Below are 18,080 nucleotides of genomic sequence, written 5' to 3'. Positions count from 1 at the left end.
GCAAAGTCCGTACTTGTCGATCGCGGGGGTGTCCGGACAGGATCGTCGCATGGCGTTGACCCGGGTGGAGCCGCGGCGCGGGCTCGTGCTGATTCCATTGCTGGCTGGGGTTCTCGGCGGAAGTCTCGCCCTCGGCATGATCAACACGGCATTGCCGCGGATCGCGGACGAACTGCGGGTATCGGCGTCGGCGCGGGCGTGGATCGTCGACGTGTACCCGCTCGCGCTGGCAGTCGCGATGGTCGGGGCGGCTCGGGCAGGCGACCGCTACGGGCGGAAGCGCGTGCTGCTGCTCGGGGTGAGCGCGTTGGCGGTGCTGAACGCGGTGGCCGCGGCCGCTACCAGTTCGGTGTTGCTCATTGTGTGCCGCGGATTGCTCGGGGTGGCCAGCGCGTTGATTCTGGCCGGGGTCGTCGGCACGATCGGCTCGCTCTTTTCCGGGCGGGATCTCGCGTTCGCCAACGGGATGTGGGTCACTGTGCTGGGAGCGGGCAACGCGCTGGGCCCGGTCGTCGGCGGATTGCTGACGGAAGGGCCGGGCTGGCGCTGGGTTTTCCTCGCGCTGGTGCCGCTCGCGGTGCTCACGATCGCGTTGGCGGTGTGGTTGCTGCCCGAATCGGTCGGGCAGTCGGCTGCCGGGTGGGAGATTCCGAGCCTGCTGTGGTCGGTGGCGGCGATCGGCGGGATTGTGTACGGGCTGCAGGAAATCACCGTCGCACCATTGCGCGGGATGGTGGCCATTGCGGCTGGTGTAGTTGCCGGGATGGTGTTCGTGCGCAGGCAACTTCGGCTTCGGCAACCGTTGTTGCAGGTCCGGTTGTTCCTGCGACCGGGTTTCGCGTCGGCGTTCGCGCGGATCGTCGTTTCCGCCGCGACCGCCGCCGCCTGTCTCTACCTCGTCAGCCTCGAACTCCAGCACACGCAAGGGCAAACGCCGATCGAGGCAGGTTTCGCACTCGCTCCGCAAGCCGTGGCTACCGCGGTCGGCGGCTTGGTCGCACCGTTCAGTGTGAACTGGTTGCGCAGCCGGACGTCCACGTCCATTGCGCTGGTGATCCAAGCTGTCGGGCTCGCCGCGATCCCGTTGGGTCACACGGTGTTTCCGGTCGCGCTGGTCGGGTTCGGCTATGGCGCGATCGGCACCTTGGCGACCACCGCGCTGTTCGAGGCCGCGACCGCCGAGCACGCGGGCGCGGCCGGGGCGACGCAGGAGGTGGGTTTCGCCATCGGCGCGGGCGGCGGGGTCGCGGTGTTCAGCACCATTGCCAATCTCGGCGGCGGAACGGGATTCGCCGCCGCGCTGATCGCGGCGGGAGCAGTCACGCTCCTCACCGCGATCCGCTGACCACCGTTTCCTCCACTGTGGACCCGAGTTCCACCCACCTCGTCGCCCCGATCGTGCGCAGGAACGGGAGATCGTGGCTGACCACGATCAGCGCACCCGCGTACGACTTCAGCGCCTGCGACAACTGCCGAACGCTCGCCAGGTCCAGATTGTTCGTGGGCTCGTCCAGCAACAGCAGTTGCGGCGCGGGTTCCGCCAGCAGCAACGTCGCCAGCGTGGCCCGGAAACGCTCCCCTCCGGAAAGGCTCCCGGCCGGTTGATCCGCCCGGCTGCCGCGCACCAGGAACCGCGCGAGCTGAGCGCGGATCTCGTTGTTCGACGCGGAAGGCGCCGCCCGCGCCACGTTCTGCGCGGCAGACAGCGTGTCATCGAGCAGGTCGAGCCGTTGCGGCAACCAGCGCACCGGCACCGGCAGCTTGACAGTCCCCGACCGCGGCTCGATCGCCCCGGTGATCGTCTGCAGCAACGTGGTCTTGCCGGAACCGTTCGGCCCGACCAGCGCGATCCGCTCCGGCCCGCGCACGGCGAGGTTCACCGCGAGCCCGTTCCGAAGCTCCACATCGGACAGAGTGAGCACTTCTTTCCCGGACGGCACCGAGGTTTCCGGCAGATCGATCCGGATCTCGTCGTCGGCCCGGATCGCCTCCTCCGCTTCCTTCACCCGGTCCTTGGCCTCCGCCACCTTGTCGAGATGCATCGTGCGGTGCTTGCCCGCGGCGATTTCCGCGTCCTCCTGGCGTTTGCGCATCCGCACTTTGGGCTCGCGCTTGTTCTCCCACTGTTTCCGGCCGTACCGGGCCCGCCGGTCCAGCTTCGTCCGCGCCTCGATCAGCTCGCGCTGCTGCCGTTTGAGGTCCGACTCCGCGGCTCGCAGCATCCGCGAAGCCGCCTCCTGCTGGACGGCCACCGCCGCTTCGTAATCCTCCAGATTGCCGCCGTAGAACGTCACCTCGCCGGACCGCAGATCTCCGATCCGGTCGACGTGCCGCAGCAGTTCGCGATCGTGGGATACCAGCACCAGCACGCCCTTCCACGCCCGGACCGCCTCGCCGACCAGCCGCCGGGCCCGCAGGTCCAGGTTGTTGGTCGGTTCGTCGAGCACGAGCACGTCCGGCTGCCGCAGGAACTGCGCGGCAAGCCCGAGCAGGGTCAGCTCGCCGCCGGACAGCTCCCCCGCCCGCGCGTCGAGGGCGACGTGCGAGAGGCCGAGCTGATCGAGCGTCGCACGGGTGCGCTCCTCGACGTCCCACTGGTCGCCGACGGTCGCGAAATGGCGTTCGGCGGCGTCCCCGCGTTCGATCGCGGCGAGCGCGGACCGGACCTCCGCCACGCCGAGCACGTCGTCGACGCGGCGCTCGGCGGCGAGGATCAGGTTCTGCGGCAGGTAGCCGAGGTCGCCGGACACGCTGATCGAGCCTGCGGTCGGCCGCAGTTCGCCGGCGACCAGCCGCAGGAGGGTGGATTTCCCGGACCCGTTCAGGCCGATCAATCCGGTGCGGCCCTCAGCGATGGCGACGGAGAAGCCGTCGAAGACGACCTCGCCGTCCGGCCAGGCGAAACTGAGCTCCGAGCACACGATGGAAAAAGACATAGGCGTAACTCCCCGTTCGCAAGCGGACACAAGAACGTGGAGACACCGCGGCGCGGGCAGGGGAGGCGATTTCAGGGTGCCGTCATCCGAGGCCAGACGCGCGACGGGCGGAAGAGCCCGGGATCGCGGTGTCTTTACACCTCAGAAGATCAATGCACCTCTCCGATGAACGGCGACAACTGACGACAGTTTACCCAGCGGGCCGGGCCCCGCGCCAGCGAATTAACGCGGCTCACGCTCCGGGGTGCGTGAGGGGAACCCTGCGGGAATCAGATTCCCCTCACGTACCCGCGTGGCGTCAGTGGCCGTGCTTACCCGGCGCCGCGCTGCCGGTGTACTCGGCGAGCCCGGAGATGAGCTCCGCGATGTCCGGCACGTTCGCGAACCGGCTCCGGTGGACCTCGGCGATCTTCGCGCCGGTCTCCGGGTCCGGGTCGTCGGTGATGTCGGACGACATGAACTCCTCGACCAGCGGCAGCCCCACCCGGTCCAGTTCGAGGTGCGCGGGGTGGTTCATGTACTCCGCGTATCCCGCGATGTCCTCGATCACCAGGACGGCGCCCAGTTCGTACTTCCCGCCGAAATCCGGGCCGACGACGCGTGCCTTCACCGCCGGGATCCGGTCGAACAGTTCGCGCATCGTCGCGGCGAGTTCGGTCTTCTCCACCGCGGTGACCTCGGGCTTGAGGGTGAAGCGAATGCTGTGGTAGATCATCGGAATTCCCTTTCAGCGGGCCGCGAACGCGGCGGAGTAGTCGAGGGCGAAATCGGTGAGATCGCGGGCGGGGCGCCCGGTGAGGTCGGCGACCGCGGGGTCCACCTCGGCGGCCTCACCGCGCGCGTAGTGGGCGTAGTCCTCGACCAGTCCGCCGATCTGCCACGACGGGAGCAAACCGTTGAGCGCGGCGGCGAACTGGTCGGCGGATGCGTCGTGGAAGGCGATGTCCCGCCCGGCGACGGCGGAGAGCGCGTCGGCGATCTCGGCGTGGGTCACCGCGCGCGGACCGGTGAGGGTGTAGGTGCGGCCGGAGTGTCCGTCAGTGGTCAATACGGCAGCGGCGGCGGCTGAGATGTCACGGGTGTCGATCGCGCTGACCGCCGCGTCGCCGATGGGCGCGGCGATGAAGCCCTGCGCGATGGTGGCGGAGAAGTTGAGCAACGCCTGCAAGTAGAGGTTGGGGCGGAGCACGGTGTAGTCGAGCCCGAGCTTCGCGACGTGTGCCTCCACCTCGGCATGCCAGCGCAGGAAACGCACTGGCGAATCGGGGCGGGCGGCGTACTGGGAGAGCAGCACGAGCCGGTTGACGCCGGCGTCGCGAGCCAGGTTCGCGAACTGAATCTGCAGTTCAGCCGCGTCGGGGGCGGAGGGGCTGTTGAGGAAGACCGCGTCGACCCCCTTCAGCGCCACCGCAAGCGAGGCCGGGTCGCGCAGGTCGGCGACGACGGTCTCGACGCCGTCGACGGGACGTCCCCTGGTCATGGCGCGGACAGCGCTGCCGCGCGCTTGCAAAGCGGGAATCAGCGCGGACCCGACGGTCCCGGTCGCGCCGGTGACGAGCACGGTGTCCATTGTGGAACTTCCTTTCCTCCGGTGGCCTGTCCCCACTTTCGTCCGGACGCCCCGCCGCTCGCGTCGGTGACAATCGCCTACTTCGCCTACCCCTAAGGTTTCGCCTATGCCCACGACGCCCTCCCTCATCGGCCGGCACGACGAGATCGACCGCCTTCTCGCGCTGGTCCGCGCGGCGGAGCGGGGCGAGGGCGGGGTGCTCGTGCTGCGCGGCGAGGCGGGCATCGGCAAGAGCGCGCTGCTGGACCACGTCGAGCAAGCCGCGGAAGGGTTTCAGCGCATCCGCGCGTCCGGGTCGGAGTTCGAGGGAGAGATGCCGTTCGCGGCGCTGCACCAGCTGTGCGTTCCGGTGCTGGCCCACCTCGACAGCCTCTCGACGCCTTACCGCGAGTCTCTACTCACCGCGTTCGGCCTGGCCGAGGGCACGCCGGACCCATTCCGCGCCGGCCTCGCCGCCCTGGAACTGCTGGCCACGGCCGCGGCGGAACGTCCGTTGCTGTGCGTGATCGACGACGCGCACTGGCTGGACCCCGCCTCGGCGCGCGCGTTGACTTTCCTGGCCAGGCGCATCTCGGCGGAGCCGATCGCGATGGTTTTCGCCGCCCGCGACCAGGAGCCGGTCCCCGGGCTCGACGAACTTCCCGGGCTGACCGTCGGCGGGCTCAGCGACGCGCACGCCCGCGAGCTGCTGGCCGGGGAGAAGACCGTGACCCTGGACGAGCGGGTGCGCGATCGCCTGCTCGCCGAGGCTCGCGGCAACCCGCTGGCCCTGATCGAGCTGCCGAAAGCGGGCGGGTTCGCGCTGCCGACGCCGTCGCCGATCGCGAGCCGGATCGAGCGGAGTTTCCTCTCCCGGATGGCGGATCTTCCCCCGGACGCGCGCGAGCTGCTGGTCCTCGCCAGTGCCGATCCCACCGGCGACCCGGGCCTGCTGTGGGCGGCCGCCCGGCAGCTGGACCTCGACGTGCCCGCCGCGAGCGCCGCGGCCGAGGCGTCCGGGCTGATCCAGTTCGACACCCGCGCACGGTTCTGTCATCCGCTGGCGCGCTCGGCCGCTTACCGCGCGGCTGAGCCAAAACAGCGGCGAACCGCGCACCAGGCGCTAGCCGACTCGACCGACCCGGACACCGCTGGCGACCGCCGCGCGTGGCACCGCGCGCAGGCGACCGCCGGGCCGGACGAGGAGGTCGCGGCAGAGCTGGAGGTGTCCGCGTCGCGCGCGCAGGCCCGCGGTGGCGTAGCGGCCGCCGCGGCGTTCCTCGAACGGGCCGCCGCGCTGTCGCTCGACCACGGCAAACAGGTCGAACGCACGCTCGCCGCCGCGCGGGCAACGCTCGCGGCAGGCCGGACCGACGCCGCCGCCGACCTTCTGACCAGCATCGACACCTCGACGTTGGCTCTCCCCCAGCGCGCCTCCGTCGATCTGCTGCGCGGGCAGATCGCCTTCGTCCAGGGCCCGGACGGGGCGGTTCGCGGTCCGGAGATCATCCTGCGGGCCGCGCAGCAGCTCGCCGCGAGCGATCCCGAACGGTCGCGCGAGTTCCTGGTGGCCGCCCTGGAAATGGGCCTCGTCGTCGGAAGGCCGGCCGGAGTGCTGGACCAGGTGCTCGCCGCCGCTCCCCCGGCCGGGCCGCCGGACCTTCTCACCGCACTCGTGCGCCTGACGACCGAAGGCCACCGCGCCGGGGTGCCCGCGATCCGGCAGGCTCTCACCGGCGACGACGAGGGCTGGACCCGCACACCCGCACTGGCGACCGTGCTCGCGGGCGAACTGTGGGACCTCGACCTGCACCGGACGATCGTCGACTGGCTGGCGCGGACCGGGGAGTCGACCGGATCGCCGATGACCGTCCGGCTCGGCCTGTCGCAGGCCGCGCTCTACGCGGTGTTCACGGGGAACTTCGGGCAGGCGATGGCCGCGATCGCCGAGGAAGAAGCCATCGCCGACGCGCTCGGCGATCCGCCGCAGCTCTACCCGCGAATGCACCTGGCGGCGATGCGCGGCCGCCGGCAGGAGGTCCTCGACCTGTTCGCCGAGGCCACGAGCCGACGCACCGGCCAGCTGACCGCGAACGCGCACTGGGCGATGGCCGTACTGCACAACGGCCTCGGCGAGTACCCGGCTGCTCTTGAGGCCGCGACACACGCGATCGCGAGCGGCGACCTCTTCCTCACCGGCATCGCGCTGCCCGAGCAGATCGAAGCCGCCGTGCGATGCGGGGAGGACGCCGTCGCCCGGTCCGCCTTGGACGCGTTGGTCGAGCGCACGGAACCCGCGGGCACCAACTTCGCGCTCGGCATCGCGGCGAGCGCACGGGGGATGGTCAACGACGCGGAGGGCGAGTACGTCGCGGCGCTGTCATATCTCACAGACAGCCCGCTTTCCGTGCAGGTCGCGCGGGCGCACCTGCGATACGGGGAATGGCTGCGCCGCGCGGGACGCCGTCGAGATGCGCGCGAGCAATTGCGTGCGGCGCATGAGCAACTGTCGAAAATCGGGTTGGAGGCGTTCGCCCGACGGGCTGCCGATGAGCTGCGCGCAACCGGGGAGGTGGCGCGCAACCGTTCCTCGCATACCTACGACCGGTTGACCATGCAGGAGATGCACATCGCGCGCGAGGTTGCCGCGGGAGCCACGTCGAAGGAGGTGGCTACGCGGCTGTTCCTCAGCCCTCGGACGGTGGACGCGCATCTGCGGAACATCTTCCGGAAGCTCGGGATTACTTCGCGGAGACAGCTCAGGGACATGCCTGATCTTCGGGACTAGGCGTAGCCCGGGACGCCAAAAGCCCGCCGATTCCCGGCACCAGCGCCAGCAGCCACACCCGATGCCGGCCGCGCATCACCAGCACCGCGGCGATCACCGTTGCCGTGTAAGCCAATCCATGCACTGGACCCAGCACCTGCGAGACCTCCGGCTGGTGCACAGTCACGATGTTTCCCAGCATCAGCACAAGCGTCGTCAATTCCACCGCGCCGATGATTTCCAGAATCCGCCTCGGGCTCACAATCCCACCCCTGTCGTTGAGCCGGGGCGGTAGATCATCAAAACGACGACCGCCGCCCAGAGCAGGTTGAAAATGCCGGTCGTCATTCCCAGGCGAACGGTCACCGGCTGATCGGCACCGAGTGCGTCGACAACACGTTTCTGCCCGGGCAGGATGAGCGCGACCAGAATCCCGGCGGCGGCGACTGTCAGAAGCAGCGAGATAATCAGCCAGGTATCCCCGAGCACTCCCATCCGCGCGCCGGTCGCGAGGCCGAAAACCGGGACTAACACCCCGATCGCCGCGTAGACGCGGGTCGTCCGGTGCAGAACCTGCAGCGTCGCGGCTTTCTTCGGGTCATCAGCGGCGAGCCGCGCCGCGCTCGGGAACATACTCGCGGCGACGGCGACCGGACCGATGGCGAGAATGGCCGCCAGGACGTGAATCGACAGCAGGAAAGCGCTCACGCGACTTCACCGACACCGCTCGCGCTGACCCAGGTGGTGCCGCGGCGTTCGTATTCGAAAAGCTGCTCGACGGCATGCGCGGTGTGCGAACCGAAATCGCGCTCCAGCACGTAGAGCGCCACATCCAGACCGGAAGTGACGCCACCGCCGCTGATGAGGTCGCCGTCGTCGACCACGCGGGCGCGGACCGCGTTCACTCCGATGGACGCGAGCCGGTCGACGCCGAGCACATGCGTCGTCGCGGTGCGGCCTTCGAGCAAACCCGCCATCGCCAGCGCGAGCGAACCACCGCAGATGGTCACGACCGTGCTGTCCGGGTTGGCGAACGCGCGGCGCAGCAACGGCTTCGCGTCCCCCGAAGCGAAGCGCGACAGCAGGACGGGGATGGTCTCGACGTTCGGGTCGGGATCTTCGTCCACCGGGCCGGCGGCACCGGGGACGAGGACGTAGCCGGACGCGTCGGGGTCGAACGCGGCGGTCGCGGTGAGGGTGAGCCCGGTGACGCCGGAACGCACGACGCCGGGGCCGTCCGCGCTCACGAGTTCGACGGCGAGTTTGCTGCTCGCCGACAGCACTTCGAACGGAGCGACGACGTCGAGCGGGTCGAACCCGTCGAAGAGCACGAACTGGGCCCGCAGCATGGGTGGTTCCTTTCGATGGACGCTTTCGTCCATCGAAAGCCATCCGCGATGATCTCCGCAATGGCTATCTGGACAGCTTCCACCGGTATCTGGCCAGAACGGAGATGCCTTACGATCCAGGGATGTACACCACTGCGGTGCTCGCTCTCCCCGACGCGATCCCCTTCGATCTGGCCACCCCGATCGAGACCTTCGGACGCGTCCGGCTCCCGGACGGCCGCCCGGGGTACCGGACGCTCGTCGCCGGTCCGGAGCGCGACATCGCGGCGGGTCCGTTGCGGCTGGCGGTCGACGAGGGCCTGGACGCTCTCCAGCGGGCCGACCTCATCGTGGTGCCCGGACGGGAGAACCCGCTGGCACCGACCCCGCCAGCCGTCCTCGACGCGTTGCGGGCCGCCGCGGATCGCGGTACCCGAATCGCGTCGATCTGCGTCGGGGCGTTCACCCTCGCCGAAGCAGGTTTGCTCGACGGCCTGGACGCGACCACGCATTGGCTCGCCGCCGACCAATTCAAGCGGAAGTACCCGGCAGTCCAGGTGAATCCCGACGTGCTTTACACGGACAACGGGAAAATCCTCACTTCCGCGGGTGCGGTAGCCGGAATTGATCTGTGCCTGCACATCGTCCAGAACGATTACGGAACCGCGGTCGCCGCCGACGCCGCCCGCCTCGCTGTCGCGCCGTTGCACCGGCCCGGCGGACAGGCGCAATACATCGTCCGCAACCGCGCGCCCAGCCGTCCGACCACGCTCGACCAGGTCCTGCCGTGGATCGAGGAAAACGCGTACCGGGACCTCGCGCTCGCGGATCTCGCGGACGCGGCCGGGATGAGCGTGCGCACGCTCACCAGGCGGTTCAAGGACGAAACCGGTCAAAGCCCCATGCAATGGGTGGCCGGAGTGCGCATCCGCCACGCCCAGGAACTGCTCGAAACCACCGACCACACCGTCGACCGGATCGCCGCGCAGACCGGATTCCCCACGACGAGCAATTTCCGTTCCCAGTTCGGCCAGGCGGTCGGCGTGACACCCGGCGCGTACCGGAAGGTATTCCGGCCGGGACCGGATGCCGGACCCGCGAAAACTCCTGCGGCGTCAGTGCCCGATGGCGACTGATTCCGCCTCGCGGGCCGACAGATCCACCACCCGCGAACACCGCCCGGCCACCGTTTCGTCGTGCGTCGCCACGATGATCGTCTTGCCCGCCTCGTTGAGCTTCTGCAGAAGGTCCAGGACCCGATCCCGGTTCTTGGCGTCGAGCGAGCCGGTCGGTTCGTCGGCCAGGACGAGGTCGCACGGTTTCAGCAGCAGCCGCGCCACGGCGACGCGTTGCTGTTCGCCGCCGGACAGCGAGTGGATCTTCCGGTGTTCCGACCGGCGCAGCCCGACCTGCGCGAGCGCCTCCTTGATCCGGTCCTGCTTCGGCGTCCCACGCTGGGCGTAGGTGAGCGCGACCTCCAGATTGTGCTCGACCGTCTCGTTGTCGATGAGCGCGAAGTTCTGGAACAGATAGCCCAACCGGTTGCGGCGCAGCAGATTCGCCGCCCGCGAGCGGGGCCGGGGCGCGCGTTCGCCGAACAGGCGGACCTCGCCGCCGTCCGGCGATTCCAGCAGGCCGAGCAGGTTCAGGACGGTCGACTTCCCGGCCCCGCTCGCGCCGGTCAGCGCGATGAACTCGCCTGGCCTGACGCGGAGGGCGAAATCGTCCAGGTGAGCAGCGTACTGTTTCCGGACTCCGCGGAGTTCGCACGAGAATTCCATGGGTCACAGCTCCTTCAAGCGGTTGACTGTGTTGCGGCGCTCCAGGATGCGAGCGGTCACGACCACGAACATCGCCTCGATCGCCAGCGAGAGCACTGATATGGCAGCCAGCTCCGGTAACCGGTCCAGCGGGCCTGCCGTGGTATCCGCGGGAGACAGCGTGTTCATCGCCAGCACCGCCAGTCCGATCCCAGCCAGCACGGTCTGGCCCAGCCACGTGGTGCCGAGGGCGATCAGCAGTTCCCGGTACGACCGGGCGAAGCCGATGCCGTGGAGTCTGCGCACAGTGAGCCGGCGGCGCAGCCGGTCGGAACCGATGAGCACGATCACCGCGGTCAGGGCGACCAGGACGAACAGCGCCGCACCCGCGAACACGGCGATCTGCGTGATCCCGCCGCGCACCTGGTCGAGCTGCGCGGCCATGGCCTGGTGCACGGTGACGAGGTGCTGGAGGTTGTCGTCGAGTTTGAGCTGCTTCAGCTTCGGGCCGAGCGCGGCCAGCGTGCCGGCCGGATCGTCGCCGACGCGGACCTTGAGCCCGGTGTCCAGACCGCCGGTGATCGCGTTGAGCCGGTCGACGGCGAGGCTGTTCGCCGGGGTCATGATCTCGACGATCGGGTCGGTGATCAGGTTCCCGTGCCCGGGATTGACCTGCGGATCGTAGCTGAACACGCCTTGCCCCGAAGCGGTCCAGACGATCCGGACGCGCTGGCTCGTGAACCGCGGCTGATCGCCGGTGATGCGTTGTTCCGCTTGCGTCGCCCCGGTGATTCCCGGGCCGCCAGTGCGGGTTTCCTGAAGGAGCTGGCGGATCTGCGCTTCCCGCGGCTTGAACTGCTCGGGAACGGCCACGACCCACTCCGGATCGTCGGCGGCGACCGTGATCGGCTTCCGCGCGGCGTCCAGAATCGGGTACTGCTCGAGGTAATGCGTGTTGACCCGGATCGGCGGCACCGGCCAGCGCGACGTCGGGTCCGGCGGTGTGCCCGGCTCGTAGTTGGCGGCGTCGACGAAGAGCGCGCCCGCCCGGTCGAGCACCGGATAGAGGTCGCGGGCTTCCGTGACCGACGACGCGTTGCCCCCGGTTTCCATTTCCTGCTGGTCGTTTCCGATCATGCGCGGGTAGAAGACCGCGTAGCCCTGGACTTTCTCCCACGGCGCCAGCAAATCCTGCTGCTTGGCCAGTTCGGAGAACTGCTGCCAGACCACCACGGCCAGCACCGCGAGAATCGCGCCGCAGACCGCCTTGACCACGGCCGGTGCGGCGATCGCCAAACCGAAGGGCGAACGGTGTCGCGTCCTGTGATTCACTGCAGACTTCCTTTGACGAGATCCGAAATGCGCACCCGGGTGACGACGAGCAGCCCGATGCCCAGCGTCGCCGCGAACCCGGCGGCCGTCACCGGCGCCACCGCGAACAGGAACGACGAGTCCACGCTGGGCGAGACGAGCACGACTGCCGCGCACGCACCCAGCCCCGCGAGAGTGGCGCCGATCTGCGTTCTCCCGACGACCTCGTACCAGATCCGTGCCGTCGGATGCCCGACCAGGCGAAGCACGCCGATCCGCTTTCCCTCGCGCAGCAACCGGAACGCAATGACCACAGTGGACGCACCGGCCAGCAGATACGCCAGGATTCGCAGCCCTGGTCCGGTTTCCGTCGTCGGCCGCGATCCGCGCTGCGGCGGCGTCAGCTCAGCGTCCGGGACGCCCGCTTCCGCCAACCGCTCGCGGACGAGTCCGAGAAAACGGTCCGTGGCGGGCCCAGCGTCCACCACGTACTGGCCGGAACTGGGCAAGGAATCGAACGCCTGGCGCAACGGCGCGAACGTCAGCTCGTACCGGTCCGCGAAAACCGCTGGCACCCCGACTTTTCCCGCTTTGCCGGACGTTGAAACGGTCGCCGAACCACTCCGCGATTCCGCCGGGCTCAGCCAGCGTCCTTGTGCGAGAGCGAATTCGCCGAACAGCGCCGTCCGATCGCCGCCGAGCAAGACGTAATGCTTGATGTGCTTGCGGTCCGCTTGAGTGCTCACGGTGGTGCGCACAACCGTGGCACCGGTCTTCTCCGCCGCTTCGGCGAGAATGCGCAGCGTCGTCTCCGGATCGGCGGTCTGCGGGCGTTCCGGCCAGACGAACGGCACTCCGATCCGGTCCGCCGCGGTCTCGCTGCGCGCTTCCTGCTCGAGAACCACGTCCATCAGGACGACCGCCGGAACAGCGAACAGTATTCCCGCGAAAAGAAGAGAGAGGATCAGTCGCACGGAAAGCTCGCTCTCGTCGCTGCTGCGTGCTTGCTGCGGTGGAGGTGCGGTGCCGGGACCCCGTTGGCCCGGCACCGCGCCGTGGTGATCATGCCCGGAGCGTCAGGCCACGATCACGCGTTGGGGTTGTAGTACGTGTAGCAGGTGTAGGCCCAGCCCGCCCTGGTGTGCGCGTTGGACCAGGAACCCGCCGACGCGTACCGCTTGTCGTTGGCGCCGCCGATGGCCGCCGTCGAGCTGTGGTAGTTCCTCGGGTGGTTGTAATTCGAGAAGCAGCCCTTCCAGATGCCGTCGCTGCCGGAACCGTGGCACCAGGTGCCGCCGCCGGCGCTGCCGCAGCTCGCCGGGACAGCCGCCCGGGACGGCGACGCGTTCGCGGCCGAAACGATCCCCGCGGACATGACGACCGCGAGCGAAGCGACCGAAGCCACCCTGGCGATCTTCAGAGACGCAGACCCCATTGTCATGATTTCCCCATTCTTTTTCCTGATTTCCCCTGAGCGGATGTTCCCCCAGCCTGAACGAAAAACATTCAGGTTTTGTCCTCGGCACGGTAATGCCGGGACGAGAACAGCCGCGTCGTCCCCGCCGGCCCCCAACGCCGGCGGGACGTATGCGCCGGACCATTCCGGCGAGCAGGCGCGGTCGATCAGAACAGGTGCGCACGCACCCGTCCATAGACCCGCTGACCTGCGGTAACAGCTATTTCGTCACAGAGTGCCGCGTCTAGCGCGCGGCGTGAAGAAAAACGGTGAAAACACCTGGATCCCCCTAGCGCTCGACTCCCCAATCTGACGCTGGAACAAAACACTACCGAACGTACCCGCAATCGGCCAAACGTCTTCCCGTCATGTCACTGAGATGGCGTAACCGCTCTCGGAGCGTCGCCGGCGTTACTGCCAGCCGGAGGAGCCAGCGCCGCCGAATGCCGCCGCGTGCTTTCCTCCCTTGCTATTCCGCGGATATCGCGCTCCCGTTTCGGAATACCGGCCGGTGCCGGACTGGTAGAATCGCGGGACAACCGCGGACAGGAAGGACCCGCGCGGTGTCACGCGCTGCAGAGCCGCACCCGCCCGTCGAACGCCCCGGCGCCTACCGGAGCCGCTTCACCGGCGCGCTGGAGTCGCTGCTCGCGGAAAAACGCTTCCCGAAGATCACGATCGGCGACCTCGTCGGCCGCGCGCACACCTCCCGCCGCGGTTTCTACGAGCACTTCGATTCCAAGGAAGCCTGCCTGGCCGCCCTGCTCAAGGAAGCCGTCGCGACCGGATCCGCGCAGGTAGCCGCGGCGGTCGACCGCACCGCGCCCTGGCAGACGCAACTCCGCCAGCTCGTCACGGCGTGGATCGGCGTCGTCGAGGCCCGGCCCGCGCTCATGCTGAGCTACCTTCACGACGTGCCGCTGCTGGACGCTCCGGACCTGAACCACGACGCGTACATCGACGTCGCCCGCGCCATCTCGGCAGGCAACGAATTCCGCGCGTCCGGCGGCGCTCCGCTGTCGCGGGCCCGCGCGCTGATCCTGTTGGGAGGACTGGAAAAACTAGCCGAGGACGCACTGCGGCATGGTGATGCGGTGCGCACCGAGGAAGCGGTGCAGGCCGCGATTCTTCTTGCCGCTTCGTAATATCTCAGTTCACCTGAACTGAGACCGCATCCACCAGCGTCCGATACACCTGCTGACACCGCCGAATCCGCACCGGACGCGGATCGTGCGCGATCTCTTGCCCCAGCGCGGTAAGCGATCCCAGCAACGCGATGGCAAGTTCTTCGAGACCGCTGCCAGAACCGCCCGCTTCGCGCAGCAACGCGACAGTCGGCTCCCGCCACCACTGTTCGTCCAGGTTTCGCCACCGTTCCTGGCCCAGCACGGACGGGCCGTCGACCAGCAGGATCCGCCCGACCGCCGGGTCCGCGCACCGGCGCAGGAAGAGCGAACCGGATGCCTTGAGCCGGTCGGACGGCGTCGCCGTGCCACCGGAGCGGGACCGCAGCACCCGGTGCAGGTCGGCGTGCACCTGCTCGACCACGGCGTGGAACAGCTCCTGCTTGTTCTCCCAGTGGTGGTAGACCGCGCCGGTGGTGATCCCGGCCGCGGCGGCGATCTGGGCCAGCGAAGTGCCCGCGTAGCCCTGCTCGGCGAAGCGCAGCCGCGCGGCCTCGACCAGGTCGTGGCGGGTGGTCCGGGACCGTTCCTCGTTCGTTCGCCGCATCCATCTACCTAATCATGTTATGTTTCTGAGCGTGGACACGGTGCGGGCTCAGGAGATCATCGACAGCAGCCCGTTCGGGCCGTGGTGGGGTTTGGTGGTGAAGTCGGTCGAACCGGGCGCCACGACTCTTTCCCTGCCCGCCCGTCCGGAGTTTTTCCGCCCCGGCAACGTCCTGCAGGGCGGCTGCGCCATGATGCTCGCCGACGTCACCTGCTGGATCGCGATCCTCTCCGCGCTCGGTCCCGAGGAACCGGCCGTCACGGTGAACATGACGACCGCGTTCCTCGGTGCCGCGCGGTCCGATCTGACCTGCGAGTCGTCCCTGACCCGGACCGGCCGCCGCACGATCTACGGCACCGCGACGGTCACCGACGACGCCGGTCGGCAGGTCTCCCACCACACGCTGACATACCTGCGCCCAAGCTGAAAGACGTCAGCTCAGCACGACCCATCGCTCCCCCGGCCGGTCGACGACGGCGGGCTGCCAACGCGGACCGACCGCCGCGGCCAGTTCGTCACCCCGCGCGATCAGCGAGCTGACTGCGGGTTCGCCGACCACGATCACCGCCGACCAGTCGACGTGCGCCAGGAGATGGTCCTCGCCGACCTCGAACTGCGTGCGCAGGAGAGCGACCACATCGTGGCCGGTGTCCGGGCTCGACTGGATCCCGCGCGCATCCGGGACTTCGGCATCGGTTTCCGCGAAGGAGTCCGCCGATTCCTCGCGTTCCGCAGACCACACGTGGTCGTCAAGCCGGTCGATGCGCCGGCACAGGTCGAACGCCTGCTCGTCGGACAGGCGCAGGGCGACGCTGCGGCCGTCGGTCAGCGTGAACGTCAGCTCCGCCTCGGGGATTCCGGCGCTGCCCGGTTCGACCTCGACGGTCCCCGCGACGTCTCCGAACAGCACCAGCTCAGCCGGGCTTTCCTGTCCTTGGCCCAGCGACGGCAGGTTCGCGGCCATTTCGAGGACGGAGTGCGCGGCGGTCCAGAACGCTTCTTTGTCGCGGAAATCCTTGCGGCTCCGGCTCAACGTCCGCCCGATCCCGGCCGGTTCGACGTAAGCCTCCACCCGGCCGGTGCCGAGACTGTCGTCCCAGGTCGCGGTGACCGTGACGTTGTTGGCGAGGCGTTTGCGATAGGCCTCGACCCGGTCGTGCCGGGCGAGTTCCCCAGCCGTCAGGCTGCTCCGGCCAGTCGTCGTTCACCGATGGGGTCCTCTCGAAGGGCGCTGCGGATACGGCTCTCCGACGTGCCGCGCGCGTTCCTAGTTCCGCGCCGCGACCGATTCCACGCCCGCCGCCGGATGTTCCGCGCCCTGAGCGAGCAGCGTGATGGCACCCGCGGCCACGATCACCGCAGCGGTAACCAACGCGGTCAACGGCCAGCCGAGCCGCTCCGCCGCAGTCGCGCCGAACGCCGTGCCGAGGCTTCCCCCAGCGAAATACACCACCATATAGGCACTGTTGAACCGCGCGGGCGCACTTGGCTCAATCGCCAGCACAGTGCTCTGATTCGCCACCTGCGCCGCGAAAAGCCCCGCGTCAAACAACGCCAAGCACAGTAGCGTTGAAACAGTGCTCGGCAACGCGAGAGCAAGCACCGCACTGGCCCCTCCGGCGAGACTCAGTCCACAAAGGATCACTCGGCGCGCGCCCACGCGATCGGTCCACGCTCCCGCGATTCGGGTAGCGAGAATTCCTAATATGCCAGCGAAAGCGTACAGCCCAATCCGCTCGGCGGAGTACGAAAAGGGCGGCTTCGACAGGGCAACCGCGATCCCGGACCACACCGCACAGAACGCGAAGAACCAGAGCGTTCCCCGTACCGCCGCGAGCCGAAGCACCGGATATCGCCGGTATAGTCCCGGAATCGAGCGCAACGTGGCAAGGTAGCCGCGATTGTTCGTACCGGCCACCGAAGGAAGCACGAGCAGCACCGCCACCGCGACCACCACGCATCCGGCGGCGAAAACGCCCAGCATCGCGCGCCAGCCGGTCAGGTCGGACAGCCAGCCGCCGACGATGCGGCCCGCGAGAATACCCGCTGAGATTCCGGCGGTGACGATTCCCAGTGCGGTAGCGCGCCGGTCCGGACTCGCCAAGCGGGCCGTCACCGAACTCAGCCCGGCCCCTACCGACGAGCACGCGCCGAGCACGCCGAGCACCAGGCCGAGCAGCCACACCTGGCCGACGATCGCGTTCAGTCCCAACGCGACGGCAAGCGCGCCGAACTGCGCCGACAGCACGTAGCGCGGCGGAAACTGGTCGACGAGCGGCACCAGCAGCGCGAGCCCGCACAGGTAGCCGACCGGTCCGCAGGCGAGCGCGACGCCGACCGAGCCGAGCGACGTGCCGAGTGCTCCGCCGACCTCGGCGATCGCGGGCTGCAGCGGGTAGACGGCCGCGGTGCCCAGTGCGGCGGCGAGTGAAATGAACCAGACGACAGGACCGCGAATGTTCTCCGAATGCACGGGCCGAGCGTAGAAAGGACCGCACGCGAACGCTGGCGAAAATCCGCCATCATCCGAAGGACCGGACACGGCATCGCGGTTTGTGGGATGATCGAGTTCCATGACGACACCACCGCGGTCGCCGCGCTCCGGAAAAGTTGCCGAGCCGACCGGTCCGATCATGACCGGCGAGCGGGCGCGGCAGATCGACGTCGGCCGTCTGCCCGAGGACGTCGCAGACCTCATCGAGTCGCTCAGACCGGGCGAAACCCTGGTCCTCACCAGGGACGGCAACCCAGTCGCGACGGTCTCCAGCGCCAGTGCCCGGCCCGAACCGCCGCGGACGGACTACGACGACGTGACAGTGGTCGCCACCGCGATGAAGCTGTCGGCCTCGGCCCGGATGTCGCTGTCCGCCGAACTCGGCTCCGACTACCTCGTGCTGGACCTGCACTCGGCACCGGCGACCGCCGACGTGCTGCTCGTGCCGCCGGTGAGCCCGCAGTTGATCGGCGGCCTGCGGGCGCAGTTCCCGAAGGCGCGGGTCGTCCTCGCCGAGGTCGACGACCCGGAACTGGGCGTCAGCTACCACGGACCGGTCCGGCGGCTGCTCGACGCCGGCGCGGAGACCTACCTGACCTCGGCGAACGTCCCGCATCTGGCGCGGCAGCTCGACCACGCGGTCACCCGGCGGCAGCAACTCGGCGGCGGGTCGGCCGCCCCGTTGGAGATCAGCCCCGCGGACTCGTGACCGCTACCGGCCGACACCGGGCACGTCGAGCTTCGCGCT

19 protein-coding genes are annotated in these 18,080 nt (G+C 69.0%); 6 read left to right on the top strand and 13 right to left on the bottom strand.

Features of this window, described 5'->3' with window-relative positions; translation table 11 throughout:
• Positions 1–49: 49 nt before the first annotated feature.
• Positions 50–1,345, top strand: coding sequence for an MFS transporter (locus WA670_RS28140; protein ID WP_336159326.1), 1,296 nt, complete (start codon positions 50–52; stop codon positions 1,343–1,345).
• Here WA670_RS28140 and WA670_RS28135 read toward each other — a convergent pair.
• The 3 genes from WA670_RS28135 to WA670_RS28125 form a co-directional block, all read right to left on the bottom strand.
• A complete protein-coding gene (locus WA670_RS28135; protein WP_336159325.1) occupies positions 1,329–2,936 on the bottom strand; it encodes an ABC-F family ATP-binding cassette domain-containing protein in 1,608 nt (535 codons plus the stop codon). The genes WA670_RS28140 and WA670_RS28135 overlap by 17 nt on opposite strands.
• 298 nt (positions 2,937–3,234) lie before the next feature.
• Complete coding sequence (locus WA670_RS28130) at positions 3,235–3,651, bottom strand: Dabb family protein (protein WP_134728732.1); 417 nt, start codon at positions 3,649–3,651, stop codon at positions 3,235–3,237.
• A 12-nt stretch (positions 3,652–3,663) separates the two neighbouring features.
• Complete coding sequence (locus WA670_RS28125; RefSeq protein WP_037817959.1) at positions 3,664–4,506, bottom strand: SDR family oxidoreductase; 843 nt, start codon at positions 4,504–4,506, stop codon at positions 3,664–3,666.
• A gap of 106 nt (positions 4,507–4,612) precedes the next feature.
• Here WA670_RS28125 and WA670_RS28120 point away from each other — a divergent pair, with 106 nt between their 5' ends.
• The gene (locus tag WA670_RS28120; RefSeq protein ID WP_134728734.1) at positions 4,613–7,273 is read left to right on the top strand and encodes an AAA family ATPase; all 2,661 of its coding nucleotides are present in this window, start codon (positions 4,613–4,615) and stop codon (positions 7,271–7,273) included.
• On the opposite strand, the gene WA670_RS28115 is transcribed toward WA670_RS28120, so the two are convergent.
• Genes WA670_RS28115 through WA670_RS28105 form a run of 3 tightly spaced genes read right to left on the bottom strand, consistent with a single transcriptional unit; the run spans position 7,245 to position 8,601 of the window.
• Positions 7,245–7,514 carry a hypothetical protein gene (locus WA670_RS28115; protein ID WP_134728736.1) on the bottom strand — a complete coding sequence of 90 codons (270 nt, stop codon included), beginning with the start codon at positions 7,512–7,514 and terminating at the stop codon, positions 7,245–7,247. The genes WA670_RS28120 and WA670_RS28115 overlap by 29 nt on opposite strands.
• Positions 7,511–7,960 carry a hypothetical protein gene (locus WA670_RS28110; protein WP_134728738.1) on the bottom strand — a complete coding sequence of 150 codons (450 nt, stop codon included), beginning with the start codon at positions 7,958–7,960 and terminating at the stop codon, positions 7,511–7,513. The genes WA670_RS28115 and WA670_RS28110 overlap by 4 nt, the downstream gene beginning before the upstream one ends.
• Entirely contained in the window at positions 7,957–8,601 is a 645-nt protein-coding gene (locus tag WA670_RS28105) for a DJ-1/PfpI family protein (RefSeq protein WP_134728740.1), read from the bottom strand. The genes WA670_RS28110 and WA670_RS28105 overlap by 4 nt, the downstream gene beginning before the upstream one ends.
• Positions 8,602–8,723: 122 nt before the next feature.
• Between WA670_RS28105 and WA670_RS28100 the strand changes: the two genes are divergently transcribed.
• Positions 8,724–9,716, top strand: a complete 993-nt coding sequence (locus WA670_RS28100; protein WP_134728742.1) for a GlxA family transcriptional regulator — start codon at positions 8,724–8,726, stop codon at positions 9,714–9,716.
• Here WA670_RS28100 and WA670_RS28095 read toward each other — a convergent pair.
• The 4 genes from WA670_RS28095 to WA670_RS28080 form a co-directional block, all read right to left on the bottom strand.
• A complete protein-coding gene (locus WA670_RS28095) occupies positions 9,696–10,361 on the bottom strand; it encodes an ABC transporter ATP-binding protein (protein WP_134728744.1) in 666 nt (221 codons plus the stop codon). The genes WA670_RS28100 and WA670_RS28095 overlap by 21 nt on opposite strands.
• Before the next feature lie 3 nt (positions 10,362–10,364).
• Positions 10,365–11,672, bottom strand: a complete 1,308-nt coding sequence (locus tag WA670_RS28090) for a hypothetical protein (RefSeq protein ID WP_134728746.1) — start codon at positions 11,670–11,672, stop codon at positions 10,365–10,367.
• Positions 11,669–12,625 carry a hypothetical protein gene (locus tag WA670_RS28085; protein WP_336159324.1) on the bottom strand — a complete coding sequence of 319 codons (957 nt, stop codon included), beginning with the start codon at positions 12,623–12,625 and terminating at the stop codon, positions 11,669–11,671. Before WA670_RS28085 ends, WA670_RS28090 begins: the two co-directional genes overlap by 4 nt.
• 113 nt (positions 12,626–12,738) lie before the next feature.
• On the bottom strand, positions 12,739–13,086 hold the full coding sequence (locus WA670_RS28080) for a lactococcin 972 family bacteriocin (RefSeq protein WP_167754107.1): 348 nt from the start codon (positions 13,084–13,086) through the stop codon (positions 12,739–12,741).
• Positions 13,087–13,670: 584 nt separating this feature from the next.
• Here WA670_RS28080 and WA670_RS28075 point away from each other — a divergent pair.
• Positions 13,671–14,252 (top strand): TetR/AcrR family transcriptional regulator, encoded by a 582-nt coding sequence (locus tag WA670_RS28075; RefSeq protein WP_051729444.1) that lies wholly within the window; start codon positions 13,671–13,673, stop codon positions 14,250–14,252.
• Between the two features lie 4 nt (positions 14,253–14,256).
• On the opposite strand, the gene WA670_RS28070 is transcribed toward WA670_RS28075, so the two are convergent.
• Positions 14,257–14,838 (bottom strand): TetR/AcrR family transcriptional regulator, encoded by a 582-nt coding sequence (locus WA670_RS28070; RefSeq protein ID WP_134728755.1) that lies wholly within the window; start codon positions 14,836–14,838, stop codon positions 14,257–14,259.
• A gap of 31 nt (positions 14,839–14,869) precedes the next feature.
• On the opposite strand from WA670_RS28070, the gene WA670_RS28065 reads away from it, so the two are divergent.
• On the top strand, positions 14,870–15,265 hold the full coding sequence (locus tag WA670_RS28065) for a PaaI family thioesterase (protein WP_336159323.1): 396 nt from the start codon (positions 14,870–14,872) through the stop codon (positions 15,263–15,265).
• Between the two features lie 6 nt (positions 15,266–15,271).
• Here WA670_RS28065 and WA670_RS28060 read toward each other — a convergent pair whose 3' ends face one another.
• Positions 15,272–15,910, bottom strand: coding sequence for a hypothetical protein (locus tag WA670_RS28060; protein WP_336159322.1), 639 nt, complete (start codon positions 15,908–15,910; stop codon positions 15,272–15,274).
• A 195-nt stretch (positions 15,911–16,105) separates the two neighbouring features.
• Positions 16,106–17,311, bottom strand: a complete 1,206-nt coding sequence (locus WA670_RS28055; RefSeq protein ID WP_336159321.1) for an MFS transporter — start codon at positions 17,309–17,311, stop codon at positions 16,106–16,108.
• 100 nt (positions 17,312–17,411) lie between these two features.
• Here WA670_RS28055 and WA670_RS28050 point away from each other — a divergent pair, with 100 nt between their 5' ends.
• On the top strand, positions 17,412–18,041 hold the full coding sequence (locus WA670_RS28050; RefSeq protein ID WP_336159320.1) for a hypothetical protein: 630 nt from the start codon (positions 17,412–17,414) through the stop codon (positions 18,039–18,041).
• The last annotated feature ends 39 nt before the right edge of the window (positions 18,042–18,080 follow it).

Origin of the sequence: Amycolatopsis sp. VC5-11, assembly GCF_037034185.1 — a bacterium.
In the GTDB taxonomy this organism is placed as follows: Bacteria; Actinomycetota; Actinomycetes; order Mycobacteriales; family Pseudonocardiaceae; genus Amycolatopsis; species Amycolatopsis nivea.
The sequence above is the reverse complement of the archived record's forward strand: the minus strand, read 5'-3'. Positions and strand labels throughout refer to the sequence as shown.

Excerpts from the sequence above, each read along its gene's own strand:
- WA670_RS28105 (WP_134728740.1), bottom strand. The coding sequence starts at position 8,601 with ATGCTGCGGGCCCAGTTCGTGCTCTTCGACGGGTTCGACCCGCTCGAC.
- WA670_RS28125 (WP_037817959.1), bottom strand. The coding sequence starts at position 4,506 with ATGGACACCGTGCTCGTCACCGGCGCGACCGGGACCGTCGGGTCCGCG.
- WA670_RS28135 (WP_336159325.1), bottom strand. The coding sequence starts at position 2,936 with ATGTCTTTTTCCATCGTGTGCTCGGAGCTCAGTTTCGCCTGGCCGGAC.
- WA670_RS28100 (WP_134728742.1), top strand. The coding sequence starts at position 8,724 with ATGTACACCACTGCGGTGCTCGCTCTCCCCGACGCGATCCCCTTCGAT.
- WA670_RS28070 (WP_134728755.1), bottom strand. The coding sequence starts at position 14,838 with ATGCGGCGAACGAACGAGGAACGGTCCCGGACCACCCGCCACGACCTG.
- WA670_RS28080 (WP_167754107.1), bottom strand. The coding sequence starts at position 13,086 with ATGGGGTCTGCGTCTCTGAAGATCGCCAGGGTGGCTTCGGTCGCTTCG.
- WA670_RS28050 (WP_336159320.1), top strand. The coding sequence starts at position 17,412 with ATGACGACACCACCGCGGTCGCCGCGCTCCGGAAAAGTTGCCGAGCCG.
- WA670_RS28130 (WP_134728732.1), bottom strand. The coding sequence starts at position 3,651 with ATGATCTACCACAGCATTCGCTTCACCCTCAAGCCCGAGGTCACCGCG.
- WA670_RS28095 (WP_134728744.1), bottom strand. The coding sequence starts at position 10,361 with ATGGAATTCTCGTGCGAACTCCGCGGAGTCCGGAAACAGTACGCTGCT.
- WA670_RS28140 (WP_336159326.1), top strand. The coding sequence starts at position 50 with ATGGCGTTGACCCGGGTGGAGCCGCGGCGCGGGCTCGTGCTGATTCCA.
- WA670_RS28120 (WP_134728734.1), top strand. The coding sequence starts at position 4,613 with ATGCCCACGACGCCCTCCCTCATCGGCCGGCACGACGAGATCGACCGC.